The 22,934-nt window shown below is 39.7% G+C and carries 34 protein-coding genes and 1 pseudogene; 10 read left to right on the forward strand and 25 right to left on the reverse strand.

The annotated features are described in order from the left end of the window. A pseudogene (locus PVV63_RS01440) lies at positions 1-282 on the reverse strand (hypothetical protein); the annotation flags it as partial. A gap of 49 nt (positions 283-331) precedes the next feature. On the opposite strand from PVV63_RS01440, the gene PVV63_RS01445 reads away from it, so the two are divergent. The 3 genes from PVV63_RS01445 to PVV63_RS01455 are packed head-to-tail and all read left to right on the forward strand — an operon-like array spanning position 332 to position 1,100. Further along, entirely contained in the window at positions 332-604 is a 273-nt protein-coding gene (locus tag PVV63_RS01445; protein WP_273790312.1) for a toxin HicA, read from the forward strand. Further along, positions 594-911, forward strand: a complete 318-nt coding sequence (locus PVV63_RS01450) for a type II toxin-antitoxin system HicB family antitoxin (protein WP_004856761.1) — start codon at positions 594-596, stop codon at positions 909-911. Before PVV63_RS01445 ends, PVV63_RS01450 begins: the two co-directional genes overlap by 11 nt. A 42-nt stretch (positions 912-953) precedes the next feature. Next, entirely contained in the window at positions 954-1,100 is a 147-nt protein-coding gene (locus PVV63_RS01455) for a CopG family antitoxin (RefSeq protein ID WP_273790313.1), read from the forward strand. A 44-nt stretch (positions 1,101-1,144) separates the two neighbouring features. On the opposite strand, the gene PVV63_RS01460 is transcribed toward PVV63_RS01455, so the two are convergent. Both PVV63_RS01460 and PVV63_RS01465 read right to left on the reverse strand, forming a co-directional pair. After that, complete coding sequence (locus tag PVV63_RS01460) at positions 1,145-1,423, reverse strand: hypothetical protein (protein WP_273790314.1); 279 nt, start codon at positions 1,421-1,423, stop codon at positions 1,145-1,147. Next, entirely contained in the window at positions 1,420-2,148 is a 729-nt protein-coding gene (locus tag PVV63_RS01465; protein WP_273790315.1) for a Rha family transcriptional regulator, read from the reverse strand. The genes PVV63_RS01460 and PVV63_RS01465 overlap by 4 nt, the downstream gene beginning before the upstream one ends. A 386-nt stretch (positions 2,149-2,534) precedes the next feature. On the opposite strand from PVV63_RS01465, the gene PVV63_RS01470 reads away from it, so the two are divergent. Next, positions 2,535-3,608: a hypothetical protein gene (locus PVV63_RS01470; RefSeq protein WP_273790316.1), complete on the forward strand. Its 1,074-nt coding sequence runs from the start codon at positions 2,535-2,537 to the stop codon at positions 3,606-3,608. Between the two features lie 33 nt (positions 3,609-3,641). On the opposite strand, the gene PVV63_RS01475 is transcribed toward PVV63_RS01470, so the two are convergent. The 9 genes from PVV63_RS01475 to PVV63_RS01515 all read right to left on the reverse strand — a co-directional run bounded on the left by PVV63_RS01475 (position 3,642) and on the right by PVV63_RS01515 (position 11,075). Beyond that, on the reverse strand, positions 3,642-3,995 hold the full coding sequence (locus PVV63_RS01475) for a hypothetical protein (protein ID WP_273790317.1): 354 nt from the start codon (positions 3,993-3,995) through the stop codon (positions 3,642-3,644). A 1-nt stretch (position 3,996) separates the two neighbouring features. After that, positions 3,997-5,073 carry a major capsid protein gene (locus PVV63_RS01480; RefSeq protein ID WP_273790318.1) on the reverse strand — a complete coding sequence of 359 codons (1,077 nt, stop codon included), beginning with the start codon at positions 5,071-5,073 and terminating at the stop codon, positions 3,997-3,999. Between the two features lie 12 nt (positions 5,074-5,085). Then, a complete protein-coding gene (locus PVV63_RS01485; protein ID WP_273790319.1) occupies positions 5,086-5,454 on the reverse strand; it encodes a head decoration protein in 369 nt (122 codons plus the stop codon). Then, entirely contained in the window at positions 5,451-5,603 is a 153-nt protein-coding gene (locus PVV63_RS01490; protein WP_273790320.1) for a hypothetical protein, read from the reverse strand. The genes PVV63_RS01485 and PVV63_RS01490 overlap by 4 nt, the downstream gene beginning before the upstream one ends. A 110-nt stretch (positions 5,604-5,713) precedes the next feature. Next, positions 5,714-6,787: a S49 family peptidase gene (locus PVV63_RS01495; protein WP_273790321.1), complete on the reverse strand. Its 1,074-nt coding sequence runs from the start codon at positions 6,785-6,787 to the stop codon at positions 5,714-5,716. Further along, a complete protein-coding gene (locus tag PVV63_RS01500; RefSeq protein ID WP_273790322.1) occupies positions 6,777-8,321 on the reverse strand; it encodes a phage portal protein in 1,545 nt (514 codons plus the stop codon). The genes PVV63_RS01495 and PVV63_RS01500 overlap by 11 nt, the downstream gene beginning before the upstream one ends. After that, positions 8,321-8,569, reverse strand: coding sequence for a phage head-tail joining protein (locus tag PVV63_RS01505; protein ID WP_273724442.1), 249 nt, complete (start codon positions 8,567-8,569; stop codon positions 8,321-8,323). The genes PVV63_RS01500 and PVV63_RS01505 overlap by 1 nt, the downstream gene beginning before the upstream one ends. Positions 8,570-8,572: 3 nt before the next feature. Then, positions 8,573-10,501, reverse strand: coding sequence for a phage terminase large subunit family protein (locus PVV63_RS01510; RefSeq protein ID WP_273790323.1), 1,929 nt, complete (start codon positions 10,499-10,501; stop codon positions 8,573-8,575). Beyond that, positions 10,494-11,075, reverse strand: coding sequence for a hypothetical protein (locus PVV63_RS01515; RefSeq protein ID WP_273790324.1), 582 nt, complete (start codon positions 11,073-11,075; stop codon positions 10,494-10,496). Before PVV63_RS01515 ends, PVV63_RS01510 begins: the two co-directional genes overlap by 8 nt. Before the next feature lie 84 nt (positions 11,076-11,159). On the opposite strand from PVV63_RS01515, the gene PVV63_RS01520 reads away from it, so the two are divergent. Next, the gene (locus PVV63_RS01520) at positions 11,160-11,426 is read left to right on the forward strand and encodes a BrnT family toxin (protein ID WP_273790325.1); all 267 of its coding nucleotides are present in this window, start codon (positions 11,160-11,162) and stop codon (positions 11,424-11,426) included. Continuing rightward, the gene (locus tag PVV63_RS01525; RefSeq protein WP_273790326.1) at positions 11,404-11,709 is read left to right on the forward strand and encodes a BrnA antitoxin family protein; all 306 of its coding nucleotides are present in this window, start codon (positions 11,404-11,406) and stop codon (positions 11,707-11,709) included. The genes PVV63_RS01520 and PVV63_RS01525 overlap by 23 nt, the downstream gene beginning before the upstream one ends. Before the next feature lie 50 nt (positions 11,710-11,759). Here the strand turns inward: PVV63_RS01525 and PVV63_RS01530 are convergent, their stop codons facing one another. The 6 genes from PVV63_RS01530 to ssb all read right to left on the reverse strand — a co-directional run bounded on the left by PVV63_RS01530 (position 11,760) and on the right by ssb (position 16,204). After that, a complete protein-coding gene (locus tag PVV63_RS01530; protein ID WP_273790327.1) occupies positions 11,760-12,272 on the reverse strand; it encodes an antA/AntB antirepressor family protein in 513 nt (170 codons plus the stop codon). A gap of 778 nt (positions 12,273-13,050) precedes the next feature. After that, complete coding sequence (locus PVV63_RS01535) at positions 13,051-13,641, reverse strand: antA/AntB antirepressor family protein (RefSeq protein WP_273790328.1); 591 nt, start codon at positions 13,639-13,641, stop codon at positions 13,051-13,053. A 323-nt stretch (positions 13,642-13,964) separates the two neighbouring features. Continuing rightward, positions 13,965-14,543, reverse strand: coding sequence for a hypothetical protein (locus PVV63_RS01540; protein WP_273790329.1), 579 nt, complete (start codon positions 14,541-14,543; stop codon positions 13,965-13,967). 3 nt (positions 14,544-14,546) lie between these two features. Continuing rightward, on the reverse strand, positions 14,547-14,861 hold the full coding sequence (locus PVV63_RS01545; RefSeq protein WP_273790330.1) for a hypothetical protein: 315 nt from the start codon (positions 14,859-14,861) through the stop codon (positions 14,547-14,549). Between the two features lie 327 nt (positions 14,862-15,188). Beyond that, on the reverse strand, positions 15,189-15,737 hold the full coding sequence (locus PVV63_RS01550) for a hypothetical protein (protein ID WP_273790331.1): 549 nt from the start codon (positions 15,735-15,737) through the stop codon (positions 15,189-15,191). Between the two features lie 11 nt (positions 15,738-15,748). Then, a complete protein-coding gene (gene ssb, locus PVV63_RS01555; protein WP_273790332.1) occupies positions 15,749-16,204 on the reverse strand; it encodes a single-stranded DNA-binding protein in 456 nt (151 codons plus the stop codon). Positions 16,205-16,504: 300 nt separating this feature from the next. On the opposite strand from ssb, the gene PVV63_RS01560 reads away from it, so the two are divergent. Continuing rightward, on the forward strand, positions 16,505-16,696 hold the full coding sequence (locus PVV63_RS01560) for a hypothetical protein (protein ID WP_004859817.1): 192 nt from the start codon (positions 16,505-16,507) through the stop codon (positions 16,694-16,696). Between the two features lie 67 nt (positions 16,697-16,763). Further along, positions 16,764-17,192 carry a type II toxin-antitoxin system HicB family antitoxin gene (locus PVV63_RS01565; RefSeq protein WP_006589119.1) on the forward strand — a complete coding sequence of 143 codons (429 nt, stop codon included), beginning with the start codon at positions 16,764-16,766 and terminating at the stop codon, positions 17,190-17,192. Between the two features lie 41 nt (positions 17,193-17,233). Here PVV63_RS01565 and PVV63_RS01570 read toward each other — a convergent pair whose 3' ends face one another. From PVV63_RS01570 to PVV63_RS01590, 5 genes are all read right to left on the reverse strand, one after another. Then, positions 17,234-17,782 (reverse strand): antA/AntB antirepressor family protein, encoded by a 549-nt coding sequence (locus tag PVV63_RS01570; RefSeq protein ID WP_273790333.1) that lies wholly within the window; start codon positions 17,780-17,782, stop codon positions 17,234-17,236. 237 nt (positions 17,783-18,019) lie between these two features. Further along, complete coding sequence (locus tag PVV63_RS01575; RefSeq protein WP_273790334.1) at positions 18,020-18,367, reverse strand: hypothetical protein; 348 nt, start codon at positions 18,365-18,367, stop codon at positions 18,020-18,022. Between the two features lie 154 nt (positions 18,368-18,521). After that, positions 18,522-18,956, reverse strand: a complete 435-nt coding sequence (locus PVV63_RS01580; RefSeq protein WP_273790335.1) for a hypothetical protein — start codon at positions 18,954-18,956, stop codon at positions 18,522-18,524. Further along, complete coding sequence (locus PVV63_RS01585) at positions 18,940-20,109, reverse strand: hypothetical protein (protein WP_273790336.1); 1,170 nt, start codon at positions 20,107-20,109, stop codon at positions 18,940-18,942. The genes PVV63_RS01580 and PVV63_RS01585 overlap by 17 nt, the downstream gene beginning before the upstream one ends. Next, positions 20,099-20,446 (reverse strand): YdaU family protein, encoded by a 348-nt coding sequence (locus PVV63_RS01590; RefSeq protein ID WP_273790337.1) that lies wholly within the window; start codon positions 20,444-20,446, stop codon positions 20,099-20,101. Before PVV63_RS01590 ends, PVV63_RS01585 begins: the two co-directional genes overlap by 11 nt. Before the next feature lie 70 nt (positions 20,447-20,516). On the opposite strand from PVV63_RS01590, the gene PVV63_RS01595 reads away from it, so the two are divergent. Further along, a complete protein-coding gene (locus tag PVV63_RS01595; protein WP_273790338.1) occupies positions 20,517-21,389 on the forward strand; it encodes a hypothetical protein in 873 nt (290 codons plus the stop codon). A gap of 1 nt (position 21,390) precedes the next feature. Here the strand turns inward: PVV63_RS01595 and PVV63_RS01600 are convergent, their stop codons facing one another. After that, a complete protein-coding gene (locus PVV63_RS01600; RefSeq protein WP_273790339.1) occupies positions 21,391-21,828 on the reverse strand; it encodes a hypothetical protein in 438 nt (145 codons plus the stop codon). A 16-nt stretch (positions 21,829-21,844) separates the two neighbouring features. Next, positions 21,845-22,096: a helix-turn-helix transcriptional regulator gene (locus PVV63_RS01605; RefSeq protein WP_273790340.1), complete on the reverse strand. Its 252-nt coding sequence runs from the start codon at positions 22,094-22,096 to the stop codon at positions 21,845-21,847. Between the two features lie 109 nt (positions 22,097-22,205). Between PVV63_RS01605 and PVV63_RS01610 the strand changes: the two genes are divergently transcribed. Beyond that, positions 22,206-22,823 carry an XRE family transcriptional regulator gene (locus tag PVV63_RS01610; protein WP_273790341.1) on the forward strand — a complete coding sequence of 206 codons (618 nt, stop codon included), beginning with the start codon at positions 22,206-22,208 and terminating at the stop codon, positions 22,821-22,823. The last annotated feature ends 111 nt before the right edge of the window (positions 22,824-22,934 follow it).

Genomic DNA, 22,934 nt, shown 5'->3' on the forward strand with positions numbered 1-22,934 from the left:
AGCGTAGAAAACCTCCTCAACTTCCCATGCTAATTGGTCAACAAAGCGTGCACCATCTTCACATGTCGCATAACATTCAACATCTAGCGTTAAAACACGCCGCCTTATTCCATAATCATAGCCATCTTCAATCGTTTCACTTTGTGTGAAAATGTTAATTGCAGGCGTGTTTTCAGGGGAGAAGTTGAAATCACGCATATTGAAAACATTGTCACCAGCTGCTGTTTTTGCTGCCTTTATCAAAGCAACAAAGCTTTCCCTTATCGTTTCTCTCGGATGCATGGGGGCTCCTGTTCAATTAAGTGCATAAAATGATTGACTAGGATTAATAATGATACTATCATTGGTTATGAGTAATAAAGTTGAAAAAATAATCAGCTTGATGAAAGCGTCACCAAAGAACATCAAGTTTTCAGATTTGTTGGCTGTATGTGTCTATTTCTTTGGAGAACCGCGGAACAATGGTACAAGCCACTTTGTTTTTAAAACACCGTGGCTTGGTGATCCTCGTGTGAATATTCAAAAAGATTCTGGTAACAAAGCAAAAGCTTATCAAGTCAAACAAGTCTTACAAGCGATAGAAAGGATGAAACATGAACAATAATCATTATACATATCGTGTTTTGTGGTCGCAAGAAGATGAGGAATATGTCGGATTGTGTGCAGAATTCCCATCCCTTTCATGGTTAGATGCTCAAGCAGAGAAAGCTTTAAAAGGTATTATGGACCTTGTTTCAGAAGTTGTTGAGGACATGCAACATAATGGAGAAGAAGTTCCTGTGCCTTTGTCACATGGTAAATACAGTGGTAAGTTTCAATTAAGAATACCACCAGAACTCCATAGAAAACTTGCAATACAAGCCGCTGAAAATGGTGTGAGTTTAAACAGATACATTTCTTCTAAACTTTGAATCTTTTAAAATTCTATACACATCAAAAGAAATTTAATTTTTATGAAAACCTCTAAATTAAAACAAATGCCTGTTTTTAAGACGGATGAAGAAGCAGAAAACTTTGTTGATACTGCCGATCTTACGGATTATGATTTAACTGGTTTTAAACCCGTTCATTTTGAGTTCTTACCTAAAGAAGCCTCTTGACCACTCCCCATTTTAAGAACAGGGAGGGGAGTTGTGTTTTTAAGTTAAGCAGCTTTTACAACAGGACTTTCCAAAGTAGGAGCATAAGCTTGCAATAACGGATTCATGCTATGCGGTAGTTCTGAAGTTCCAAAACCTGTAAGAACTGCTAGAATCTTTGTAATATTCGGCACTTCATCTTGAAGTTTTACAATCAAAGCTTTTTCTACCACCCCCATGATGTCAACCAGAGCACTACAATTTTTATCATCTACATATTCACAATTGACAAACTGAAACAACGTTATCCACAAATCGCATAAGAAGTTAGTATCTACCTTCATTGCACACCCCCAAAGATTTGTTCTCTCAAACATGCCAATCCTCTAGATGTGATTTTCGTTGAAGGCAGCACCTTTTCTGTTCCATCCGGTCTTTGAATGGTAATAGCAGGGCAATCCATGAATCCTTTCTTGATCTTATCCTGATAAGGTAACAATGGCGCCCCTGGAGCACGTCGATACACCCAATCATTTTGTCGCAAGTAATCCGTTAAATCCTTAGGTCGTACTTCCAACATCTTCGCGGCTTCAATTAAACCAAACAAACCATCAGAGCGTTTTAGACCTTCCAAAGCCTCTGCTTTTGGTGCTAATTCAGCAATGGTGTTATCCTTTTGCTCAATTTGGTTTTGTAAATGTGTCAAAAAGCCAATCATTGCTTGAGGACTTGAGTAGTCTATCTGTGGAACAGCTACCTGCTTTTCCAACTTTTGCCAGCGGTCAATAATCTTTGCTCGTAAAGCAGTACTGTAACCAGAAACAAGAATTAAACATTCGCGCTTAGGTAAGTTATAACAAGGGCGGCTTTCACCTTTTGCATCAACGTAAGTACCGATAAAATCAACCAATCCAAATTTGGAGCCGTTAAGTTCTTCAAGCATCTTCTTGATATCACGCATAATATGTGCGTGCTGCTTTTTACACAAATCAGCAATTTCACGACTAGACATAGTTTGATGGATAGCACTATTAGCAGTGTTTCCTTTAATTTCTATAAGAGTGTTCATGATGAACTCCTATTGGTTAGACGTTTTTGATTGACACTTTTATAAATAAAGTGCCGGGTGCTCAAAAACACGGCCAATAGTCCGTCGTTATGCTTTTCCCATCAAGAGTATTGTATAGCATAACCACACCCGACGAGATCATTATATGCGTGTAACATACAATGAGTCAAAGCCTTTAATGTGCGGAAAAGAGATTGTTTCGGCAATCTATCCGCTATTGGTTTAAGGTGTTTTTGAGGCACCTGATTCGATTATTCATATTGTTGCCACAATGTCAATAAGTAATACTACTTTTTTCTAAATTATATAAGTACGTCTTTACTTTATTTGTCGACTCACTTTAAATTTCCCACTTTACTTTCTTGTTTATAGCGGAGGGGGAGGTAATGCTGGATACCCTTGATACAATTGCAATGATCGTATGTTTGTTATCATTGCCAGTGATGATTGTCGGACTTGTTTTAGTATGTATAAAGAAATGGCGGAAAAACGGACTGAAAACTCTTGGTATTGGAGCTTTATTATTTATCGGCTCTGCGATAGTAGGTGGTTTTGTATACAAAGATAAGTCAGATCAAGTTGCATACAATAATGAAATTGTTACCTCCTCCTCGACTTCCTCAATAGATGTTGCTACTCAAAACGAAAGCGTGTCTCAAGCACCAGCTGAGAATACCGATAAGCAAGTTACCCCCACTCAAGTTAACAAACCAGACAAAGATGATGGATTAGGCTTTTGGGGATGGTTTTGGTTAATTTTCTTTGCGTTTTTTGCGTTTTCCATTTTCGCTTATTGGCAAGATAAACGCAAAAAACGTTTTGAAGAGAAAGTTCCAGAACAGGCTTCAAGGTCGCTCCCTCCTGCACATCCTTCTTCTGATTTCTCAGTCGTTAATAAAACATCTCCAGCACTTAAAAAGGAACAACTGGAAAAGGGAATAAAGAGCTTTCTCCTTTGTGCTCTATTGATTGGAGGCATTGTAGCAATAATAAATGTTCCTTGGTTATTATTGCCTTTTCTTATTGTTTTACTTTGTGTTCTCATTGTTTATCATGAAACAAAAAAGGAAAAAAGCTTTGAACAAGAAGTTGCGATGTTACAACCAGATATCCCTCCCTTTGATTTTTTTGAAGCATGTGAAATGTTTCAAGAGCTTGATGCGAGTGAGTATGATTATCGTTTAGCACGCAATGAAAAACTTTTGGGAGTTCAAGAAAATACCAGATTCATTGACGGTAGAAAGAACAAGTGGGATGGACGTCTTTTGGTAACAAATCAGGCTATTGTGTTTGAAAGCTCTGAAAAGAATGAACGAACCACTTGGACACGAATTGCATCAGTAGCTATAACATATCAAGGATGCCAAATCAGTCGCCGTACCGGCGTACCATGGAATTATGAATTTACTGCTAATCCCGGATTTGCTGCAGTGGTTAGAGCTCTTGGGCGCCCTTATTGATTTTTAAGTAGTATATCGTATAAATGTACATCACTATTTTATCTCCCGCAAGATAAGTTTATACATACCGGATTCTGAGGCTTGGACATCTGTGATCACGAAGTGCTCTTGAGAAGAGGGGGCTTTGTTGTTTTCAGGAGAAATGATTACAACACTATCTTGAGGGTTTGGTGGTATTCCCCCGATGTCATTGATACAAAGATCAAGTTCCTTTCTTGGAATTGTGGTGGGGATTCTGCCACCGGCGTCCGATTCTGAATGCTTAATGCCGTAAATCGCTGTGATACGAAAAGATTGCTGGCTGTCTTTTCGCGTGTAGATGATGGGCTGCCCAAAAGTGTTGCGTACATCTTTAACCATTTGGTTTAGCAGCCCGTGCCATCGCATGTTATTTCGCTCCAATCACGGCTTTAAACAGCATTTCAGGGCGTGTGCAAATGTAAAGCGGATAGCTATAGACCTCCGGTTTTACCCATGCATTACGGTCGTGGTCGACGATAAGCATCGTGTAGAGAGGTCTTCCAACCGTGTTGGCAAAATCCAAGCTTTCACCAGGAGCAAAGGTTTTTTGGAAGACACCAGGCGCATCAACAGGAAAGAATTGACATTCATCAGGCTTAATGCCTATGGCGCGCTTTGTTCCAGCCTTCGCACTCACATTATAGTTGTGAATACTCCGGTAATTAATGAAAGTCACACCCGCAAAGTCAAAACTACCAAAGCTCCCAGAGCCAATCGAACTTGGTGTTGCAACACCTCCGGCGCTATTGAGTGTCTGTGCTAAGGCTGTGTTTAAATAGGTCTCACGAATTGTTTTATGGTTTTTCAACTTGGAAAAGAATTCATTTCCACAAAGCCCAATAATGCGTGAACGATCAGAAAAAGCTCCCTTTGAAGCTTCAATCATCCTCATAATGACTTGATCAACATGGTCCGCAACATTGGTTGTCTCATTATTTAATTTAAAATCAATCGGCTTTGGTGGTGCGATTTCCCATTCTTTGTACCAATCGACAATTACGGAACCATCAGCATCAAGGACAACACCTTGAACAGCGCCAAGCTGCATATTTTCCCATGTCAATTCGATTTCAGAAATCAGTTTCTTTTGTTTTCTGGCAATATATTTCATTGCTGTCTCTAACTGATCTTCTGCGCCAAATTCACGACGGTTTTGGATTTCTTCTGATTTCACCGTATCACTTTTGGCAATCCGTGTTGTTTTGAAAAACCGAAGATTACGACCCTCTCTATCACCTTCTGTCAAAGGTGCGCCACGTTCACTGGTTTGAATAAGCGAAAATGTATTATCACGCCGTTCAATCCCAACCACTGTGGTACTGGTTTCAACTTCTTCAAAGAGATTAAGAGAACTTACAAGACCAGGTTGAAACTCATAGTTTTCGATGGCTTTCATCATTGTGATGCTTGAGAAAGCATCATGTTTAAAAAAGTTCATATCCATGTGCGCATTCTCCTATCGCAATAGAATGTTGTTTTTGTCTTCTAAAGACTGAATGGCTGCTTTCTTTTTCTCATCCGTGATGGCATCTGGCCATAGCAGTTCAGAAGCTTTTACAGTGCATAAGCGTGCTGTAATCACAGCGCGTTGATCGGCGCCTGTTGCGTCAACAGTAGCAAAAGAAATCCCTGCCGGTGTTTGACTGCCATCTGTTGCTGCTGGATTAAGGGGGACATAGTATTCCGTTGTGGTTATCTTTCCCATGACAGTTCCCGCTTCAATGAATGCTCCTGATGCAAACACCACTTCTTCGTTTGACATATCGGGGTCGTAGGGTCCAAGATAAGCGCCATTGCGTACGTCGTCATAAATAATATTCGTCATTTCACTGCCCTCCAAGCTGCTTCCCATTTTGTATGAATCTTTGCCTTGCTCGTCCCATCACTATGAGGGGTATAAGGCGAGACTTTTAAAGACGCGCTTTGAGAGCTAGCAGCCGTCAACACACACTGGCGTGCTTTCTCGATACTCATACCTTTTTGAATAGCTTTTGCTGCGTCAAAAGAAACGCCTAAGTGCTTTGCTTGCCTTTCAAGGGTTGTTAGTGCTTTTGCGCGCTTTCTTTCTTTTTCAAGAGCAGCTTTTATGTTTTCCTGCTTGTCTTCGTTGTCTTCATCCTCATCTTCGTTTTCTTCTTCATCGTCGAAGTCTTCGGCGTTTTTGTCGATGTCGCTATCGCCTTCGTCCTCTTCCTCGTCATTGATGATGTCGACGATCTTTTCGTCATCATCTTCTTCAGCGCGGTATTGTGTGCGTGCCATGTGTTTTGTCCTTCTTTTTCTGTTGATGTTGGGTTTTGTGATATGGAATCCGTTAAGGCTTCCAAAGCTTGCGCAAGGGTGCCTTGCGCATCTGCTAATCCAAGCGTGATCGCTTGGGTGCCTATAAAAGTTTCTGCTTTTGTGTCACGAATTGCAGCAGCATTTAAGCGTCTGTTTTGCGCCACCAAATCGACAAACATCTCGTAGAGCAGGGCGCAATCGGTTTGCATTTTTATCTGTGCTGTATCGCTCAAGGGTTCGTGAGGGTTGCCATGGGTTTTGTGATCACCTTCAAAGACAAAGGTCCATTTATACCCGTGTTTTTCATCTGCACGGGACTGGTCAAGATGAGCACAAACAACTCCAATCGAGCCTACAACACCCGTGCGAGCAACCCATATTTGAGAAGCAGAACAAGCAATGGCATAAGCTGCAGAACAGGCAAACTCATTGGCATGTGCCCAAATGGGTTTATTGTATTGTTTTGAGAGTGTTTGAAACTCTTCAACCAAATCAAACACACCACCGGCTTCTCCACCGCCGCTGTCAATATCAAGTAAGACAGCACGAACATCAGGTTGTGCAATGGCTTCACGAAAAGAAGCGCTTAAACCTTCATAAGAGGTTAGCCCCGATAAAGCCCCAAGCCATGCACCACGGCGCACAAGCGTGCCATGAACCGGTAGGATAGCAACATTGTTTTGTACTACATAAGTTTCAGGGGGTCTTAAAGCCGTTGTATCCCCTTGCGCAAAAGCCCCAGGGGCAAACTTTTCTCCCTCAAAAAGACGCGGTGCAAGAGCATTCAAAATGACATCAAGTTTTGTCGAGGCAAGCATATGTGGAACCCCAAAAAGCCGTGATGCCAAGAACGGCATATCAAGATTATTCACCATTTTTATGTGCCTCACTGCCTTGGTTACTTTCATAAGTCTCAGAAGGTTCTGAATCTGCTGTATCAATCGCTTGATTTTCACCAGAAGGCGCTGCCATATCCGTGTCAAAAGATAAGCCGCGCGCACGAGCGTCTGTGTGCTCTTCTTCAAGTTCGGCATGAATGCTGTCGATATCAAAGCCACGCTCGGCAAGTGCCATGCGTCGTGTTTTCAAGCCTGCACGAATTTCTTCTTTTTCCGCTGAGATATCCTTGTTTGGATCAATCATTTCAAGCGGGGGTGCAAAGCTTTCACATTGAAGCCATGGCAAGGAATTTTCTTCCCACCCTGGCAAATTGACGCATCCAGCAAGCACTGCCATTTCAACAAAACGCTCCCAAACAATGCGGTTAAACTGAAAGGCAATAATATGTTCACGCCATTGTTTGACGTGCCGTCTAAACTGAATGATGGAGGTGCGTACATTTGAAAAATTCCCCCGCGTAACGTCTCCAGTCACAACGGCATAAGGCATATTAAGTGCTGCACAAATTTTCAAGATATTGCGAAATTGAAAAGCCTCATAAGAGCCACCAACCTCAACAGGATTTGAGAATGTAACTTCTTTATTCTCTCCTAAATAAAGAGATGCACCGGGCGCAATGACAGGTGCTTTGTATTCTTCTTCAACGTTGTTTTTATCACGATTATCGGATAATTTTTCGACGTTTGGTGAATTGTCCTTGACAAACGCCGCGAAAAGAGCCGCCGTCCTTTTTCTATCGAGTTCTGCGTCGTCATAGGATTCGAGTTGAAAGATCTTTGTCATACAGCGCGTTATTTTGGGAGAACCGCGCAATTGTCCTGCGATACGGCGCTCTTTGATGTGCAGGATCATTTCAGCGGGGACACGCACGCGCTCTTGGCTCTCAAATGCCATATTTGCAGGGACATCATCATAGGGGTGATGTTCCCAGAAATGATAAGCAACGCGCTTGCCACTGGCATTAAATTCAATTCCCATACGAATGTAATTGCCTTCAATCTCAGCCGGTCCATTGTAGGAAAGGTCCAACATTTCCGTGGGATAAACTTGTAATTGAAGCGGTACACCAGAGCGTCCGTAGAGATCAACATAATGCAATCTTACAAAGCACTCTCCGGTTAAAAAGACCTCTCGTGCAATGGTTGCTTGCAGCCCATAAAAGCTGGTATCTTCATCATAATCTGCTTCATCAACCCATTGCCACCATAAGTCTAAAAGCTTTTTCTTTTCTTCTTGAAAGCCTTCAATACGAGGATAAGGTTTAATCCCATCACTTACAGCCGCAGAGACCCATTCCTCCGTTGCAGAACCATAAAGAGCTTCATTGTCATAAAGCCATCTTGAACGGGCAACAATGGTATCACCGCATTCTTCAATCGCTTTATTGATATGTTTTTTTGCGGGGTCAAAACCACCCATACGGCGGCTTTTGCTTGCCGCTTCAAAATGGGGATTGTGTTGACGAGAAATTGTAAAAAAGCCCGTGAGTTTATTGAAAAAACCAGCCATTAATAGCCTCGTGATATATTAAAATAGAAAACGCGTGAACGCTTGCGTCCTTCAAGGTTGGCTATTTGTGTGTTCAGCATCTCAAGCGCTCTGCGCAGTTCCTCAACAGAACGGTTGCTGACTTGCTTATCGCCATGGCGCACCGATTGTGCTCCCGAATAAAGAGCTTCTTCAATTTGTTCACGCCGCTTTTTTAAACTTTCCAGTCTGTCAGTTTTGCTGTTTACTTGGTTCAAGTCTGTATCCATAAATTACCTCCAATCCCCTTGCATATAAGGATTCATCACCGTTCTGGATTGTTTCCTTTGAGGTTGTGCTGTCTGAGATCTTCTTGGAGAAGGAGAGGGCACATGTTCTGATGTTGGCTGCTCTAAAGAGCCTTCAATTTTAAGTTTTTCCAGACGCTCTTCTAAGATATCGACTTCTCGATTAAGGTTTATTCCTGCCGAAATCAGACCTTGTAAAGCAGCATAAGCATAGACCCTACAGTCCAAGGCTTCGTTTCTTGCCTTTTCACTTTTTTGCCATTCAATACGCTTGAAGCCTTTAAAATATTTGATGACTTTTCTTTCAGCGGTCAGTTGGTCAAAATATTCCCGATCAAGGTTTTTGTGAAAGTGTGTTGCACCAGCACCCGATGCTTCAGGACCGGATTTTTTAAACCGTGCCGTGATAATATCTTTTGCTGCATCAACCCCAACAATATAGAGATTAATCTGTCCTTTGTTGTTTCTACTTGGACGGCGTGGCCATACCGCACGCCATCCCGCTTGCCCCTTAATTCCCCAGATACGTCGTCCCTCACGGGGGCGCACGTAATTATAAACCGCTTGTGTGTGTCCACCACCGGTATCAATACAAGCAGCTGTTATCCTAATTCCCTCTTTATAGCCTGTATGTGGCCAGCGTTTTGTAAGGTATTCATCCAGCTGGTCCCATACTTCAAAAGAAGAGGGATCACCAAGGATAACTTGATAATCAATATGCCAACTTTCTTCACTGCGTCCCCATCCCACCACTTCAAGTTCTAAGCGGTCATTTTGCACATCAATACCCGCTGTTAACAACACGGCTTGTTCTGGTGCAAGGGGATAATCTTCGCGTTTTGCATAGAGGCTATCTGGGTCAACAACTTCGCCTGTTCTGTCCTCCCATGGCTCTCCAAGCACTGTATTGACAAAAGGCTGTAGAAGAGCTGGATCATCCTTGGCATTTAAAAACTCTCTTGCGCATTCCCCCCAAGTAAGCCAAGGGGAATAGAGTGCCGAAATATGATAAGAACGCAAATTGGGTCTGCTTGATTCACTGGTTGGTACCCAACATGCTCCTCGTTCTTCACTCATGAGATCTGTTTTTCTGTGCTCGGCATGTTCATGACCACAATGGGCACAAACAAACACAGCTTTTTCGGGGGCGCCTTTTGGCCACTTAATTTGTGACCAAACAATGGGCTGTAGAACACCACATGCATCACAAGGCACGTTGTAATATCGCTGGTCTCCTAGCACAAAATCCTTGGCAATACGGCTTGTGTCACGGTGGGTGGGTGTGGACAATTTAAAGATCTTTCGTTGTACAAAGGTTGAGGTCCGCTTTTCGGCAATCATCACCGGATCACCTTCGTTATCCACACTGAGAGGATAGGCATCCACCTCATCTAAAATCAGATAACGAATAGGCATGGAACGCAAACCAGCAGCACTGTTTGCCCCTGTAAGCATCAGTGCACCACCATCAAACTCTTTCGAAAACATTGTATTACCACTGTCGCGTGCCCGCGCTGGGGCAATGCGTTTGCTTAAAGCAGGGCTTGCCATAATCATAGGATCAAGCCGCGTCTTTGAAAGCTTTTTGGCTGTCTCAACCGTTGGCATCACATAAAGAGCAGGTCCTGGACTATAATGAATAGCATAACCGCAGAAATTTAATCCTGCCTCTGACATGCCAACTTGCGCCCCTTTCATGACAATAGTTGTTTCAATTGGTTTGTGAGAGGAAAGGTTATCCATGATTTCGCGCAAATAGGGGGTCCGCTTTGTTCTCCACAATCCAGGTTCAGCACTTGCTACCGTGCTAAGGTATCTATTCTTATCCGCCCATTGCGAAACCGTATACGGTGGGTCCGGTTGTCTTGCATTATTGGCATTGGCGAAAAATTCTTCGACTGCATTGTCATCCATTATTCGTTTCTTGCAAGTTCTCTAACTCTGGAGAATGAGGATCATGAAAAGGCACTGGAATATTAACCGCCTCAAGCAAAGCGGTTCTCATAGTGTAATCAATAGCACCAATAAGGCTGGCCGCATCACATCCAACTTGTGCAGCAATGCTTGCACCAAAACGATGAGGAAAATTCAACATAGCATCACGGTGCGCTCTTCCAAACTCACGCGCTGCTCTCTTGACTTCTTCACGGTCAACGGTTGTTTCACGTAAGCGTTCAAGGGCAATCTTTTCGCTTTCAAGCGCAACTTGCATTCGCTCCAGTTTTATCTTGTATTCATTGGCTCCATCTGTAGAGGCTTGTTTGATCTTTGTCCGCGGTTGACCATCAGGCGCTAAAAATGGAGCAGGGCGCTTTGTTGGATTCTCATTCCAGATGCTTGTGGCAAGGGCTTCATTGACAGAACCATCTTCAAAAAGAGCCGCATCAAATTTACCTGTCTTTATCCGTGAAACCACCGCATTATGTGAAACACCCATCTTCTTCGCAAACGCACGAATCGATATCCCCTCACGATTCTTCTTATTCATAGTTGCTCCATTTTGAATGGTATATACGAATTATTGTACACTTTAATTATTGACAAGGTTTTATTTTTCGTGTACATAAAATATATGAAGATAGTGTGGGATGAACCAAAAAGAGCTTTAAACATTGTTAAACATAAGCTTGATTTTGCTGATGTTATTTACTTTGACTGGGAACATGCTCTTATTGATGCAACACATTCAAACCGCATGAAGGCTATTGGACATTTTGCGAATGGCACAACAGTTATTGTTTTTGCAAAGCTTGGCAATGAAGCGATATCCATTATCAGTTTTCGTCAAGCGAATAAAAAAGAAAGAGAGGTTTTCAATGACTATCAAAAAAACCTTTGAAGCAGGATGTGATTATACAAAAGAAGATTGGGACGCTGTGGATTCCCCACCACTAACAGATGAAGAACTTGCACGCTTAAAGCCAGCTAAAGATGTTTTACCACCTTCCTTTTTTAAATATGTAACAGAAGAACGCCGTAAACGTGGGCGTCCACCCGTTGAATCTCCCAAACAAGCGGTTACTCTACGCCTTGACCCAAACGTTATTGCTTCTTTTAAAAAACAAGGAAAAGACTGGCGAACACGTATGGGTGAAGTCTTAAAAAAAGCAAGTGGCAGCTAAACCAACCACCTCCCCATTTTGAGAACGGGGAGGGGAGATGTGTTTTAAATCTAAGCAGCTTTTACGACAGATCTTGCTAAAACGCGCTTAGCTTCTTTTGTAACTGATTTGTAATGATCAAGCTCTTTTTCGAGGTCATTTGCATCCAACAAACGCCTCATCATCAATCCTAAGATTTCTCCAATACCTGCAGGTTTTTTAAAACACTCATAAGAAAATAATTCATAATCAACAGCTTGGTTTCTCAGTTTCTTCTCACACTCAATAAAGTAACGGCGTGCTTGACGTCCTTTCTCGTTACGTTCAACCATGGAAAGCTCTTTTGCCATGTCTAAAGTGAGATGGTACTCTGTACTTGGACGACCGCCTTGGAGGTTTTCGCCAAAATTGGTGAAAACTATATAATCCTGATTTTTGAGAAAGCTGTATTTGTTAATACGGTCTTTAATCCAATTGGAAAAGTCTCGTTTTACTTCCAAAAACACATGTAATTCACGCGCATTAACGGTTTGAATAATTTCTTGTCCAACAGCTTGTTCTGATATTTTAATTAGAGTGTTCATCTTATTAGTCCTTTGTTTTATAAGTTAAAGTATCCAGGGCTAAAACAACCGAACTAATACAGCCCTTCGTATCTTTAGGTTACCCTTGGACATACACACGAAGACCCTGGACAAAAATTCTTATGATGGGCAACAGATCTTTCGGGATACTGTTGAACCGATTAGTTACGAGGTGTTTTAAGCCTGCCAATCAGACTATAGCTGTTCACAGAAACTGTCAATTATTTTTTGAAAAATCCTAAAAGTATTGACGTCCTAAGAGGATGCCGGGTGCTAGAAAACACGGCACATAGCCCGTCGTTATGCTTTCCCCACAAGGGTATTGTATAGCATAACTACACCCGACAAAGTTATTATATGCGCCTAACATACAATGAGTCAAAGTCTTTAATGTGCGGAAGACTGATTATTTCGGCAACCAATCCGCTATGTGTTTAAGGTGTTTTCTAGGCACCTGATTCGAAAATAGACATTGACGCAACAATGTCAAGAATAAAAATAATTTTTATCTAAAAATAATCACATACTGTACAGTGTACATATTGAAATTGTTATTTATCAATGTGTTGTGTGTACAATGTACAGTCAAATTGAAAATTCTGTCGCTAGCGATAGTTCGCGCTCGTCCGCCCCGCAACAGACCCAACCCGCTGGGAAGTACCTTTTGCATTGATTTTATTGTATTTTTTCTGGAAAAAGCGAAGCATTATCGATAATCTCCTTTGAATTAATATCCTCCCCACTTTGCAAGCAGGGAAGATGAGATCATATTTTAAATTTAAGCAGCTTTTGTGACAGATCTAGCTAACACCTGTTTTGCTTCTTTAATGAGGGCTTTATATTTTCTGTTCTCTTCATCTACTCTGAAGGCATCAAGAAGACGCATATGAATAGGACCTAAAAGATATAAAACTTTTTCGCCAGCGTTCATACCTTCCCAATAACTTGGCAAATCAAAGCGCGTATCACGATCATAATCAACAGATTGGTTTCTCAGTTTCTTTTCACACTCAATAAAGTAACGGCGTGCTTGACGTCCTTTCTCGTTACGTTCCACCATTGAGAGCTCTTTCGCCATGTCTAAAGTGATGTGATATTCTGTACTTGGACGACCGCCTTTAGGTTTTACTCTTTTTTGAGTAAAACTCACAAAGTCCTGATTTTCTTGGGAGGCATTGGGTTTCGCTAAAATTTTAGCGAAACTTATAAAGTCCTTATTTTCTAGGAAGCCGTATTCTTTAATACGGTTTTTTATCCAATCTCTAAAATTAGAATTGACTTCCAAAAATGTATATAATTCGCGTGCGTTGACGGCTTGAACTGTTTCTTGATCAATCGTTTGTTCTGTAATTTTAATAAGAGTGTTCATAATGAACTCCTATGCAGTTAAAGGTTTTCTATTGACACTCCACAAAGAATGCCGGGTGCTAGAAAACACGGTGCATAGTCCGTCGTCACGCTTTTCCCATAAAGGGTATTGTATAGCGTAACTACACCCGACAGATCTATTATACGCATGTAGCATATAATGAGTCAAAGCCTTTAGTATGCGGAAAATAAACTGTTTCGGCAATCTATCCGCTATGCATCTAAGGTGTTTTCTAGGCACCTAATTTAACGATATACGTTTTCCGTGAATCTTGTCAAGAAAGAAAATCTCAGTGTATAGCAAACATAGCTTGAGAACATGATCTAGCCTTTCTTATTAGCAGCGTATTCTTGACGAGAAAGTTGTCTCTGTATGTTTTTGGTTAATCTTTCATTGGCATATTGTGCAATAGCACTAGCAATCTCTGGCTTGGACATCACTTTAGCAATTGATGGTCCTTCTTGTTTTGCAATAGGGAATTGATCTCCATCCGCTCTTTGAAACACATTCCCTCCCATTTTTAAATCAACACGCTTTGGAAAACTGCCTCCCTTGATAAAAGCATGGGGTAAGATTTCTTTCTTTCCAAACAGTGTGTAAGTTACGCCGCGTTTTGTTTCGTTTACTTTAAAAAATTTAAGAGGTATTGGTGTTCCAGAACCAATGATATCTGTCTCAAGAAACCTTGCTGTCGCCTTTTCTTTAATATAAACACCTCTTCTTATACGCTTTATTTGGGCTGATGAGATGTCTGCAACTTGCTTTTCAGTAAAGCGTTCAACTTGTTTTGCTGCAGTGTTTAGAGCATTACGCAGAGCCCAATTAAGGCGTGGTGCTTGAAGACTGGTGAAGGTATCCTTCACCTGTTGAAGATACCATTTTTGGTGGATGATTAACTTCAACTTCTAAGCCTTTTTTGGGGTAGGTGACTTGGAAGCTTTAGATGCTTTTGGCTGTTCGAGTGGAATTTCCTCTGTCACTGGTTCAGACGATGTTTGTACGGCTTCTTGTTCTATCTGTTTAATTTGTTCAATTGCCTTATCTGTTTTTGCTGTTGTCTTGACGTCAACAAAAAGTTTTGCAGCATTGGCGCGCTTGAGACGTGCGTAGACTTGATTAGAAACTTCAACAAATGGATTATTGGGTGTTGATGGTTCAAAGCGAACAGTGCTTTTATTGTCTCCAACAACACACATTGGCTTAGTGATGACAGCTTTCATCATTGCTCCTTTTGCGTCATAATTAATGACATCATTAGTCAATTATTGATTTTTGTTATTTGAAAAATAGATTAGTCAGAATTACCCAGAAAACAGGGCTTTCTAGCCACGTTTCAAGATCACATTTTACTAAATTTTTAGAGGATATTTTTGAATTTTGGACGCAATTCGACCAGTACAGCAGCGTCATTAAATACGACTTTTCACATATTGTCAACAAAAAAATCAATATATTGTGTTTTTTTTATTTTTTTACCTAAATATGCTGCTTTACAAACAAATGATGCAAATATTCCGTTCCCAAAAATCGTTTATACGTTAAAGCATTTACCATTTATTTTTTGGATAAAAATACTTCTGGAGAGCATTTAGAGCAATACGCAAAGAACTAACAAGATGTGGTAATGTTTGGTTTTCTATAACAAGATGTTGTATCGCGGCATAAAGATTATACTGTCTATAGAGGTGTTGTGCTTCTTTGATAGCCTCTTGCATGTTTGAAAACTGTTCTGTTGCAAATTTAATCCATTTTTCTTTTGCTGTCTCATCAGAAGATGAGGGCATTTTATCATAAACAGCACTTGGCAAACCTTTTGCACACGAATAGTCATTTTTCACTTCAAGATATTTTTGCGCAGCATCATATTGGTCTTGATTTATTTCGCCTTGCAAATAAAGCCGCCCGATATAGGTGCCGGAAAGCGGATTTTTAGCCTCTTCTATGGTCAAGTCAAAGCGTTTGGCACGCATTTCAATTGCCAATTTATCCATGGGTTCATGCGGTGTTTTTGCTCGTGAGATACGTCCATTTGGTTCTCTGATACATCCTTTAATCCGTGGACGACCGCGTTTTGCACGTTTTTTTCTTTTTGTCATATTTTTTTCAATCAGAATGGTATGCTATCATTATTAATGAGTGCACTATGATCAGCAGCCCCTGAAGCGATAGCATAATTTTGAGAAGTAATAGGTGAAGGGGTAGGGGATGCCGATTGATCTTTTTTGGCATCAAGCAAATACAACTCGCCTTTGAATTGTGGTAAGACAATCTCTGTTGTATAACGGTCATGCCCATTTTTATCTTGCCATTTGCGTGTCTGTAATTTGCCTTCTACGTAAACCTTTGAACCTTTGTTTAGATATTGAAGTGCAATTTTTGCTAAATGCGGATTAAAAATCACAACTGAATGCCATTCTGTTTTCTCTACTTTTTGATTGGTTTTTTTATCTGTATAGCTCTCAGAAGTCGCTATACTAAAATTGACTATTTCTGCTCCAGAATTCATTGTTTTGCTTTCGGGATCAGCACCAAGGCGCCCGATTAACGTCACTTTATTTAGCATATTTGTAGCCCCATTAGATTTGCAATTTATACATGAAAAATCTTAGCATAATTTGCATATTTATTCAATTATTTCAGTTTATTAATAACAGTTTTTTAAGTATTACATTATAATATTATTTGACAAATTATTCATCAAAAAAACATGTCACACAAATGGCATGGCTTTCTTATTTCTGCTTTTAACTTTTCAATAAATATCCTTTCATTAAGAGTCTGTATCAAACTTTTTTGTTCGATTTATTGTTGACTATCGAACCTTTTTGTGCGATATTCATTTTATGAAAAAAGGGGAGGCTAAATGAAACGAGAAGCACTGCTTAGAGAATTACGTAAAGAAGCCAGAAAAAGAGGCATTCATTACAGTGAAGCTCCTGATGCAGGCAAAGGGTCACATTATTTGGTAACTTTTGGAGACAAGACAACCGTTATAAAATCTGGTGAATTGACCCCACTTTACGTGAAAATAATAAAAAAGCAGTTGGGGGTATGAGTTACTCTCTCAACGGCTTTAATTTTTCGTTTCAAAAGCATTTTGATCATGGCGAGGAGACCTAAACATGGAATACACGTATCAAGCAAAACTGGAATCTGATCCAGATGGTGGTTTTATTGTAACCTTTCCAGATGTACCAGAAGCAATAACAGCTGGAGAAAATAGAGCAGAGGCATTAGAGAATGCTGTTGAAGCTTTAGGGTTAGCATTACGGAGCTATCCTATGCGTGGTTTGCCTTTACCAATGCGACAACAGTATAAAGACCTTGTAGAGGTTACGGTAGATGCGTGGAATGCTCTTAAGCTCGCAGTGGTAGAAGCCTTTAATGAAGCGAATATCACAAAAACAGAATTGGCACATCGTTTGGGTAAAAAAGAAACAGAAGCAAGACGCATTCTTGATCCAAATTATCCAACTAAGCTTCAAACACTAGAGCAAGCACTGAGTGTTCTTGGCAAGCAAGTCGTTATTACAATCAAAAACGCGGCTTAACTTCCTCCCCACTTTTAAAATGGGGAGTTATGTTTTTAAATCTAAGCAGCTTTTACGACAGATCTTGCTAGAACCTGTTTTGCTTCTTTAATAAGGGCTTTGTATTTTCTGTTCTCTTCATCTACTCTGAAAGCATCAAGAAGACGCATATGAATTGGACCAAGAAGATACAAAACTTTTTCACCAGCGTTCATTCCCTCCCAATAGCTTGGCAAATCAAAACGGGTATCACGATCATAATCAACAGATTGGTTTCTCAGTTTCTTCTCACACTCAATAAAGTAACGACGTGCTTGACGTCCTTTCTCATTGCGTTCAACCATTGAGAGCTCTTTTGCCATGTCTAGAGTGAGATGATATTCTATTGCTGTAACAGCTCTAGATTTTGCGCTTCCCAATTTTGGGAACCGCAAATCTTGTGTTTTTATGAAGTCTTTACCTTCTTCAAATGTATATTGATTAATACGATCCGTAATCCAAGTAGCGAAACGTTTTCCTATTTCCATGAATGCGTGTAACTCACGCGCATTGACCGTTTGCACAATTTCTTGTTCAATAATTTTTTCTGATATTTTAATAAGAGTGTTCATAATATTGGTTCCTTTGTTTTAAAAGTTTAAGTATCCAGGGCTAAAACAACCGAACCAATTCAGTCCTTCACATCTTTAGGTTACCCTTGGACATACATGTGAAGACCCTGGACAAAATTTCTTATGATGGGCAACAGATCTTTCGGGATACTATTGAACCGATTGGTTACAGGTGTTTTAAGCCTGCTTCGTAACCTAATGGCTTTTAAAAATTTGTCAAGTTGTTCCTGATATGAGTTAGCATCTAATCATTGTTTTTTCAGAAGCTTCTGATAATTTTTTGATCTCTTTATTGATCTCGTCTATAAGAGGTTCGTAATTGAGAACGCTTTTCGGAATAGCACCACCGTAAACCCATGCTTTCACTTGCGCTTTGGTACTAAAATCCGCATTTTCTGGTGTGGTATAATACTGGCCGCCATCAAACTTTTCACACTCTCTTGTACCGTCTTCATATTCGTAGAGGTTGTAAAAATACTCCTCTGCTCCGTCCCCCCAAGGAACATAACCAACAGCTGTTGCAACAAACTCTTTTTGCATGGGTTGTTTACGGATTGTTAAGAATAAATGTTTAAAAATGAACATGCTTTAATCCTAATTTTACCAATTGGTCTATTTGCCTCAAATTTGATCATACAGAGCGTTTTATATTGCAGATGTTGATTCTATCATAAAATCTTTAAATCGCTTTGTAAGGTGCTTTTTTGTCGATTTAAATGCATGTCTAATCGTAAAACGATCAGCACTTTTCACTAGTTTGCTGTGGACCAAAGCGTTTCATTATCCCACCAATGCCATTTAAAGTTTCTTCAAGCTCTTGCTTGTGAACAAGCGTTAGTGGTCTAAAATGCTCTTTCGCTGTTTTTTCTTTGAGTGTTTTCTCACATGTGTTTTCAATTGCTCTACGTACAGTTTCGGCTTTTGAAAGAAGGGTATTTTCTAGTGTCTGGCAATAAGTTAAAAGCTCTCCACAAGTTGGCATAAATGTTTTTGATATCCCAATTGCTTGACCAGTTACGATATCTTCGACGCCTTTTTTCAAAGCATATGCTGAAATCCGTTCCAGCATCATGCTATAGGATAGAACAACGGCTTTGGAATCTGTGTTCGCAGGGACTCTCATGCTTGAGAGTAGGAAAGAAGCTTGCTCAATTTGCTTAACTGAAGCTTTCACAGAGAGCAACGCTTGTAGAAGATTGCAAGCATCTAAGGTTTGCTCTTCCTCCTGTTTCGTCAATGTATTCCCAGCTTTCAGCGTCAATGGATACCCCGGACTGATCATTTCCATAATCTTCTCCAGATGAGAGATGATCTCTGAGTTCGTTGAAGCCTTCTGCAAGCTGTTCTGTGAAAGTTTTCTGAGTGAATTTTCCATGATAACCACCTAACCGTTTTTCCTGTTCTAATCTTGCTTTTTTCTTTGCTAGCGTTCCGATAGGGCTTGTGACCCAATTGTACCAAGTCCTTTGCCAATCTCGTTTGTTTGCATTTTTACCTGGGTTTGCTATCCAGTAATTTGTGAACCGTTCGGTTTCTAACAGCGCCTCATCATGGGTTAATCCTTGATCGATTGCGTATTGCAAATTAGGTTTGAAATCCTCTGGCAATCGACAACCGCGATTAGCTTGCGCTCGTTTTGCTTTTTTGGGAACGTTCTCTTGCTCGTGAATGGGAGGTTGGTTGTCTGATGAGGTTGTGATTTGCTCTGATGTGGCTTCAACAGCAGCAACCTCTGTTGGTTCGTCAACCAAATCGATTGTTGCTAAACTTTCAGAACCAATTTCTTTTTTTGCTAAAACGATAGTTTTAGTTTTTTTATTATATATGTTATTGTTATTGTTAATGGCATCATTAAGCATTTCTTGTGCATTGCTAAAATCCCCACAAGCATCATGCTTAGCATCCTTAAGCATACCGTTAGCATCATGCTTAGCATTTTTAGCATCTTGATCATCACTCATTGTTTTTGCTTTATGATGTTTTGCCCATTTTGCCTGCGCTGCTTTCTTTGCTCTCTCTGAAAACTTATTTAAATTTTCATTTGAGTTATTGAGTTCTTCTTCAACATCTAAACTCCACAAGCGTCCATCTTCTAAACAAATGATGTGTCCAGATCTAAATAAATAATTTAATGCCTTTTCAAATCTTTTTACTGAACAACAAGTAAAATGAGATAATATTCGTGCATCATTCAAAAGAGGCTCACGCGTGTGTAACATTCTTATCCGCAACTTCACATAAACATTGACTTCCATAGGTGGTAAATCAGAGAGTTTAAATAGCCACTGGTCTGTATTAAGTCTCGTCCAAGCCAATTTAGTTGACATATTTTACCTCCTTTTCTTCATTATTATTAAAGGTAAAATTATCTAGCTCTTCACTGAGGTTATTGAGTTCTTCTTCAACGCGCGTATTCCACAATCCATTATCTGTCTCAACAAGTTTATTATTTCTCATGAGATATTCGACAATAGTCGCAAACTTTTTTTGTGAACAATTGCAAACACGTGCAAGCGTTTCAAAATCTTCTTTAATTGGTGCTTTTTTATCGTACATGCGAACGAGAAGCGTCATATAAGCGCCCCTTTGCTCTAACGTCATTCCATCTGTACCACTTATCCAGTCATACAAATGGAATCTTATCCATGGCATTGCATTAGACATGCGCGCCCCCTTCTTTTATTAAATATAAATGAGTGATCATAATCCCCCCCTTAAGGCTCTACGTATTTATATGTGTGTTATGACAGAGCGTGTTGTGATTGCCTGTCTTGAAAAAATGTTTATGAAAAAGTATCCTCCCAACGATTCTAAAAAAGTGGGGAGGGGAAAGATGCAAGAATGGATAAAGATATTTCTTACGGGTTTCCTGTCATTTATCGGATCACTTTCAGTAGCGCTTATTTTAAGATGCAAAGACCGTAAAGAAGCAGCCAAAATCCGGAAAGATGATTTAGAAAAAGCTGCAAAAAAACGAGAAGAAGATAGAGAATGGATAAGCAAGCAATTTGCAGAAAGCCAGGAACAAACGATAGCCCTTAAAGAGCAAGCGATATCGACAAAAGATCTTGCCAAATGGTCAGAAGAACATATTAAAATTTTGTTAGATAACAAAAGAGTACAGGATTTAGGACCGCCACTTTCCATATATGCAACTGGACCGCATCTTCCAACAAAGGACAAGTGGACGCTTCTTTTCTTAAAGGTAGAAAATAATGCACAAACTGTCGTCCATATTTTAAATATAAAGCTAAAAGATAGTTCTCGCTTTATTCTTGGATATGGCATCATATACAAACCTAGGCAAAAAACTTGGCAAATACAATCACCATATGTTAATCCTGACGCGGTTGCAGAATCGCGAGTATTCCCTGGCTTCTGTGATAAAGCAAAGAATTTTCGAACGGGACCAGAAATCGATGTTAATATTTCTGTAGCTCCCTCAGAAGGCAAACCTTCAAAAATCCTTATTTTTGTAGCAGCACGTGAAGAAGATATAAAAGACCAAGTTACTTTAATCATTACCCATACATCCCCACTGCAACCAGAAACAAAAATGACTGTAACAACACAAACCAGCCTCATAGACTTTAAAAAAGTGGATTAACTCAATTCAGACGCACACTACACGCATCATTTATTAATTTGATTTCTTCTTCTCTTTTTTTGATGAGGTCATCCCTTAAGAAGCCAAGATTACTTTCGACTAAAGCTGTAAACAAAAGTAGCTTACTTAAGCGATAAAAAGATGATAACTCTTGAGAAAAATGATTATCAAACCAAGCAGTAAAAGCTTGCGTAAACACAGATGAAAACCATTGATTAAAATCATCGTACGGCAATAACGGAAAATAATTTCTATCATCACGCGCAAAGATACTATGTAGCATACAAACAATAAAACCTGTTGATGGGGGCTTCATGCTTGTTTCAAGACATGCATCTTGAGGCGAACGGACACCATAATATATGTCTTTCTGTCCAATCTTATTAACAAGGTCGATCAACTGGACTTTACTTATAGTGATCTGTGGGACATCTATCATCTCTGATCTTTCTTCTTTAAGAATGTGAAGGCTGCTGTTGATGTTCATTACTATCTGTAGGAGCAGCAATAAAAGCAGAACTAGAGCTAGAACTATCCTTCAACTTTTGCAGCTTGAGATAATTTATTACGGAGATAGATCCTCTTTTTTCCCACTTGCAAACAGCTGCTTGAGTTACACCAAGCATTTTCGCCATTTCTGATTGAGTCCAATTAAATTTGCCCCGTATTGACTTAGTCAAATTCTTAAAATCTTCTCGTTGATCCATTTACAAGCTCCAATTACAGCTCTGCCTTATTTTATTCATATAATTATAGTTATATAAAGTCAATGAAATTTATCTTTATCAATGATAAAAAAATAAGGTAAGCAGAAGTATGAGTAATAAATCTAATATCATAAGCACATTAAAAAAGATTTTGACCGAATTTAACTTAACGCAAGAAGATGTAGCCAAACGGCTAAACGTAACACAAGCTTCAGTGTCTAAGTGGTTAAAAGATTCTGATCCACGCGGCTCTAATCGAGATGCCATTTTAGAATTATATAAAGAACTAAAAGGGGACAATCACTTAATAACTTTTGTTCCTCTTATGGGGTATATTGGAGCAGGAACACAGATAGATCCAAGTTTTGAACAAATCCCTGAAGATGGTCTTGAACAAGTAGAAATTCCTTTTGTTTTACCTGATGATATGGTTGCTTTTGAAGTTAAAGGAGATTCTATGATACCAGCCTATAAAGATGGAGATATGGTTATCGTAAGACGGCGCCAAATTAAAACAATAGAATCCTTTTTTGGCAAAGAAGCCGTTATTTTAACACATGATAATAAAAGATATATAAAGCAGATTAGCAGGGGAATGAATGGTGAAATAGATCTGCTTTCTTGGAATGCCTTACCTATTAAGAATGTTAAAATTGTGTGGGTTGGAGAGATATTTGCTATTTTGCCAATAAGTTCTTACAGCAAGATGATTCGGACTTATCGCTAATTATCCTCCCCTCTTATTCAGCAAGATATTATAATATTTTTTATAAAAATATAACTTTTTATAATTTTTTGCTTGCTATTTTATAATTATAGTTATATAAGTAATTATATA

The organism is Bartonella sp. CM31XJBT (genome assembly GCF_028618555.1).
In the GTDB taxonomy this organism is placed as follows: domain Bacteria; phylum Pseudomonadota; class Alphaproteobacteria; order Rhizobiales; family Rhizobiaceae; genus Bartonella.

Bases quoted from the DNA above. Each gene is read 5' to 3' on its own strand.
- PVV63_RS01445 (WP_273790312.1), top strand. From the start codon at position 332: ATGATACTATCATTGGTTATGAGTAATAAAGTTGAAAAAATAATCAGC.
- PVV63_RS01450 (WP_004856761.1), top strand. From the start codon at position 594: ATGAACAATAATCATTATACATATCGTGTTTTGTGGTCGCAAGAAGAT.
- PVV63_RS01455 (WP_273790313.1), top strand. From the start codon at position 954: ATGAAAACCTCTAAATTAAAACAAATGCCTGTTTTTAAGACGGATGAA.
- PVV63_RS01460 (WP_273790314.1), bottom strand. From the start codon at position 1,423: ATGAAGGTAGATACTAACTTCTTATGCGATTTGTGGATAACGTTGTTT.
- PVV63_RS01465 (WP_273790315.1), bottom strand. From the start codon at position 2,148: ATGAACACTCTTATAGAAATTAAAGGAAACACTGCTAATAGTGCTATC.
- PVV63_RS01470 (WP_273790316.1), top strand. From the start codon at position 2,535: ATGCTGGATACCCTTGATACAATTGCAATGATCGTATGTTTGTTATCA.
- PVV63_RS01475 (WP_273790317.1), bottom strand. From the start codon at position 3,995: ATGCGATGGCACGGGCTGCTAAACCAAATGGTTAAAGATGTACGCAAC.
- PVV63_RS01480 (WP_273790318.1), bottom strand. From the start codon at position 5,073: ATGGATATGAACTTTTTTAAACATGATGCTTTCTCAAGCATCACAATG.
- PVV63_RS01485 (WP_273790319.1), bottom strand. From the start codon at position 5,454: ATGACGAATATTATTTATGACGACGTACGCAATGGCGCTTATCTTGGA.
- PVV63_RS01490 (WP_273790320.1), bottom strand. From the start codon at position 5,603: ATGAGTATCGAGAAAGCACGCCAGTGTGTGTTGACGGCTGCTAGCTCT.
- PVV63_RS01495 (WP_273790321.1), bottom strand. From the start codon at position 6,787: ATGGTGAATAATCTTGATATGCCGTTCTTGGCATCACGGCTTTTTGGG.
- PVV63_RS01500 (WP_273790322.1), bottom strand. From the start codon at position 8,321: ATGGCTGGTTTTTTCAATAAACTCACGGGCTTTTTTACAATTTCTCGT.
- PVV63_RS01505 (WP_273724442.1), bottom strand. From the start codon at position 8,569: ATGGATACAGACTTGAACCAAGTAAACAGCAAAACTGACAGACTGGAA.
- PVV63_RS01510 (WP_273790323.1), bottom strand. From the start codon at position 10,501: ATGGATGACAATGCAGTCGAAGAATTTTTCGCCAATGCCAATAATGCA.
- PVV63_RS01515 (WP_273790324.1), bottom strand. From the start codon at position 11,075: ATGAATAAGAAGAATCGTGAGGGGATATCGATTCGTGCGTTTGCGAAG.
- PVV63_RS01520 (WP_273790325.1), top strand. From the start codon at position 11,160: ATGAAGATAGTGTGGGATGAACCAAAAAGAGCTTTAAACATTGTTAAA.
- PVV63_RS01525 (WP_273790326.1), top strand. From the start codon at position 11,404: ATGACTATCAAAAAAACCTTTGAAGCAGGATGTGATTATACAAAAGAA.
- PVV63_RS01530 (WP_273790327.1), bottom strand. From the start codon at position 12,272: ATGAACACTCTAATTAAAATATCAGAACAAGCTGTTGGACAAGAAATT.
- PVV63_RS01535 (WP_273790328.1), bottom strand. From the start codon at position 13,641: ATGAACACTCTTATTAAAATTACAGAACAAACGATTGATCAAGAAACA.
- PVV63_RS01545 (WP_273790330.1), bottom strand. From the start codon at position 14,861: ATGAAAGCTGTCATCACTAAGCCAATGTGTGTTGTTGGAGACAATAAA.
- PVV63_RS01550 (WP_273790331.1), bottom strand. From the start codon at position 15,737: ATGACAAAAAGAAAAAAACGTGCAAAACGCGGTCGTCCACGGATTAAA.
- ssb (WP_273790332.1), bottom strand. From the start codon at position 16,204: ATGCTAAATAAAGTGACGTTAATCGGGCGCCTTGGTGCTGATCCCGAA.
- PVV63_RS01560 (WP_004859817.1), top strand. From the start codon at position 16,505: ATGAAACGAGAAGCACTGCTTAGAGAATTACGTAAAGAAGCCAGAAAA.
- PVV63_RS01565 (WP_006589119.1), top strand. From the start codon at position 16,764: ATGGAATACACGTATCAAGCAAAACTGGAATCTGATCCAGATGGTGGT.
- PVV63_RS01570 (WP_273790333.1), bottom strand. From the start codon at position 17,782: ATGAACACTCTTATTAAAATATCAGAAAAAATTATTGAACAAGAAATT.
- PVV63_RS01575 (WP_273790334.1), bottom strand. From the start codon at position 18,367: ATGTTCATTTTTAAACATTTATTCTTAACAATCCGTAAACAACCCATG.
- PVV63_RS01585 (WP_273790336.1), bottom strand. From the start codon at position 20,109: ATGTCAACTAAATTGGCTTGGACGAGACTTAATACAGACCAGTGGCTA.
- PVV63_RS01590 (WP_273790337.1), bottom strand. From the start codon at position 20,446: ATGTCTAATGCAATGCCATGGATAAGATTCCATTTGTATGACTGGATA.
- PVV63_RS01595 (WP_273790338.1), top strand. From the start codon at position 20,517: ATGTGTGTTATGACAGAGCGTGTTGTGATTGCCTGTCTTGAAAAAATG.
- PVV63_RS01600 (WP_273790339.1), bottom strand. From the start codon at position 21,828: ATGATAGATGTCCCACAGATCACTATAAGTAAAGTCCAGTTGATCGAC.
- PVV63_RS01605 (WP_273790340.1), bottom strand. From the start codon at position 22,096: ATGGATCAACGAGAAGATTTTAAGAATTTGACTAAGTCAATACGGGGC.
- PVV63_RS01610 (WP_273790341.1), top strand. From the start codon at position 22,206: ATGAGTAATAAATCTAATATCATAAGCACATTAAAAAAGATTTTGACC.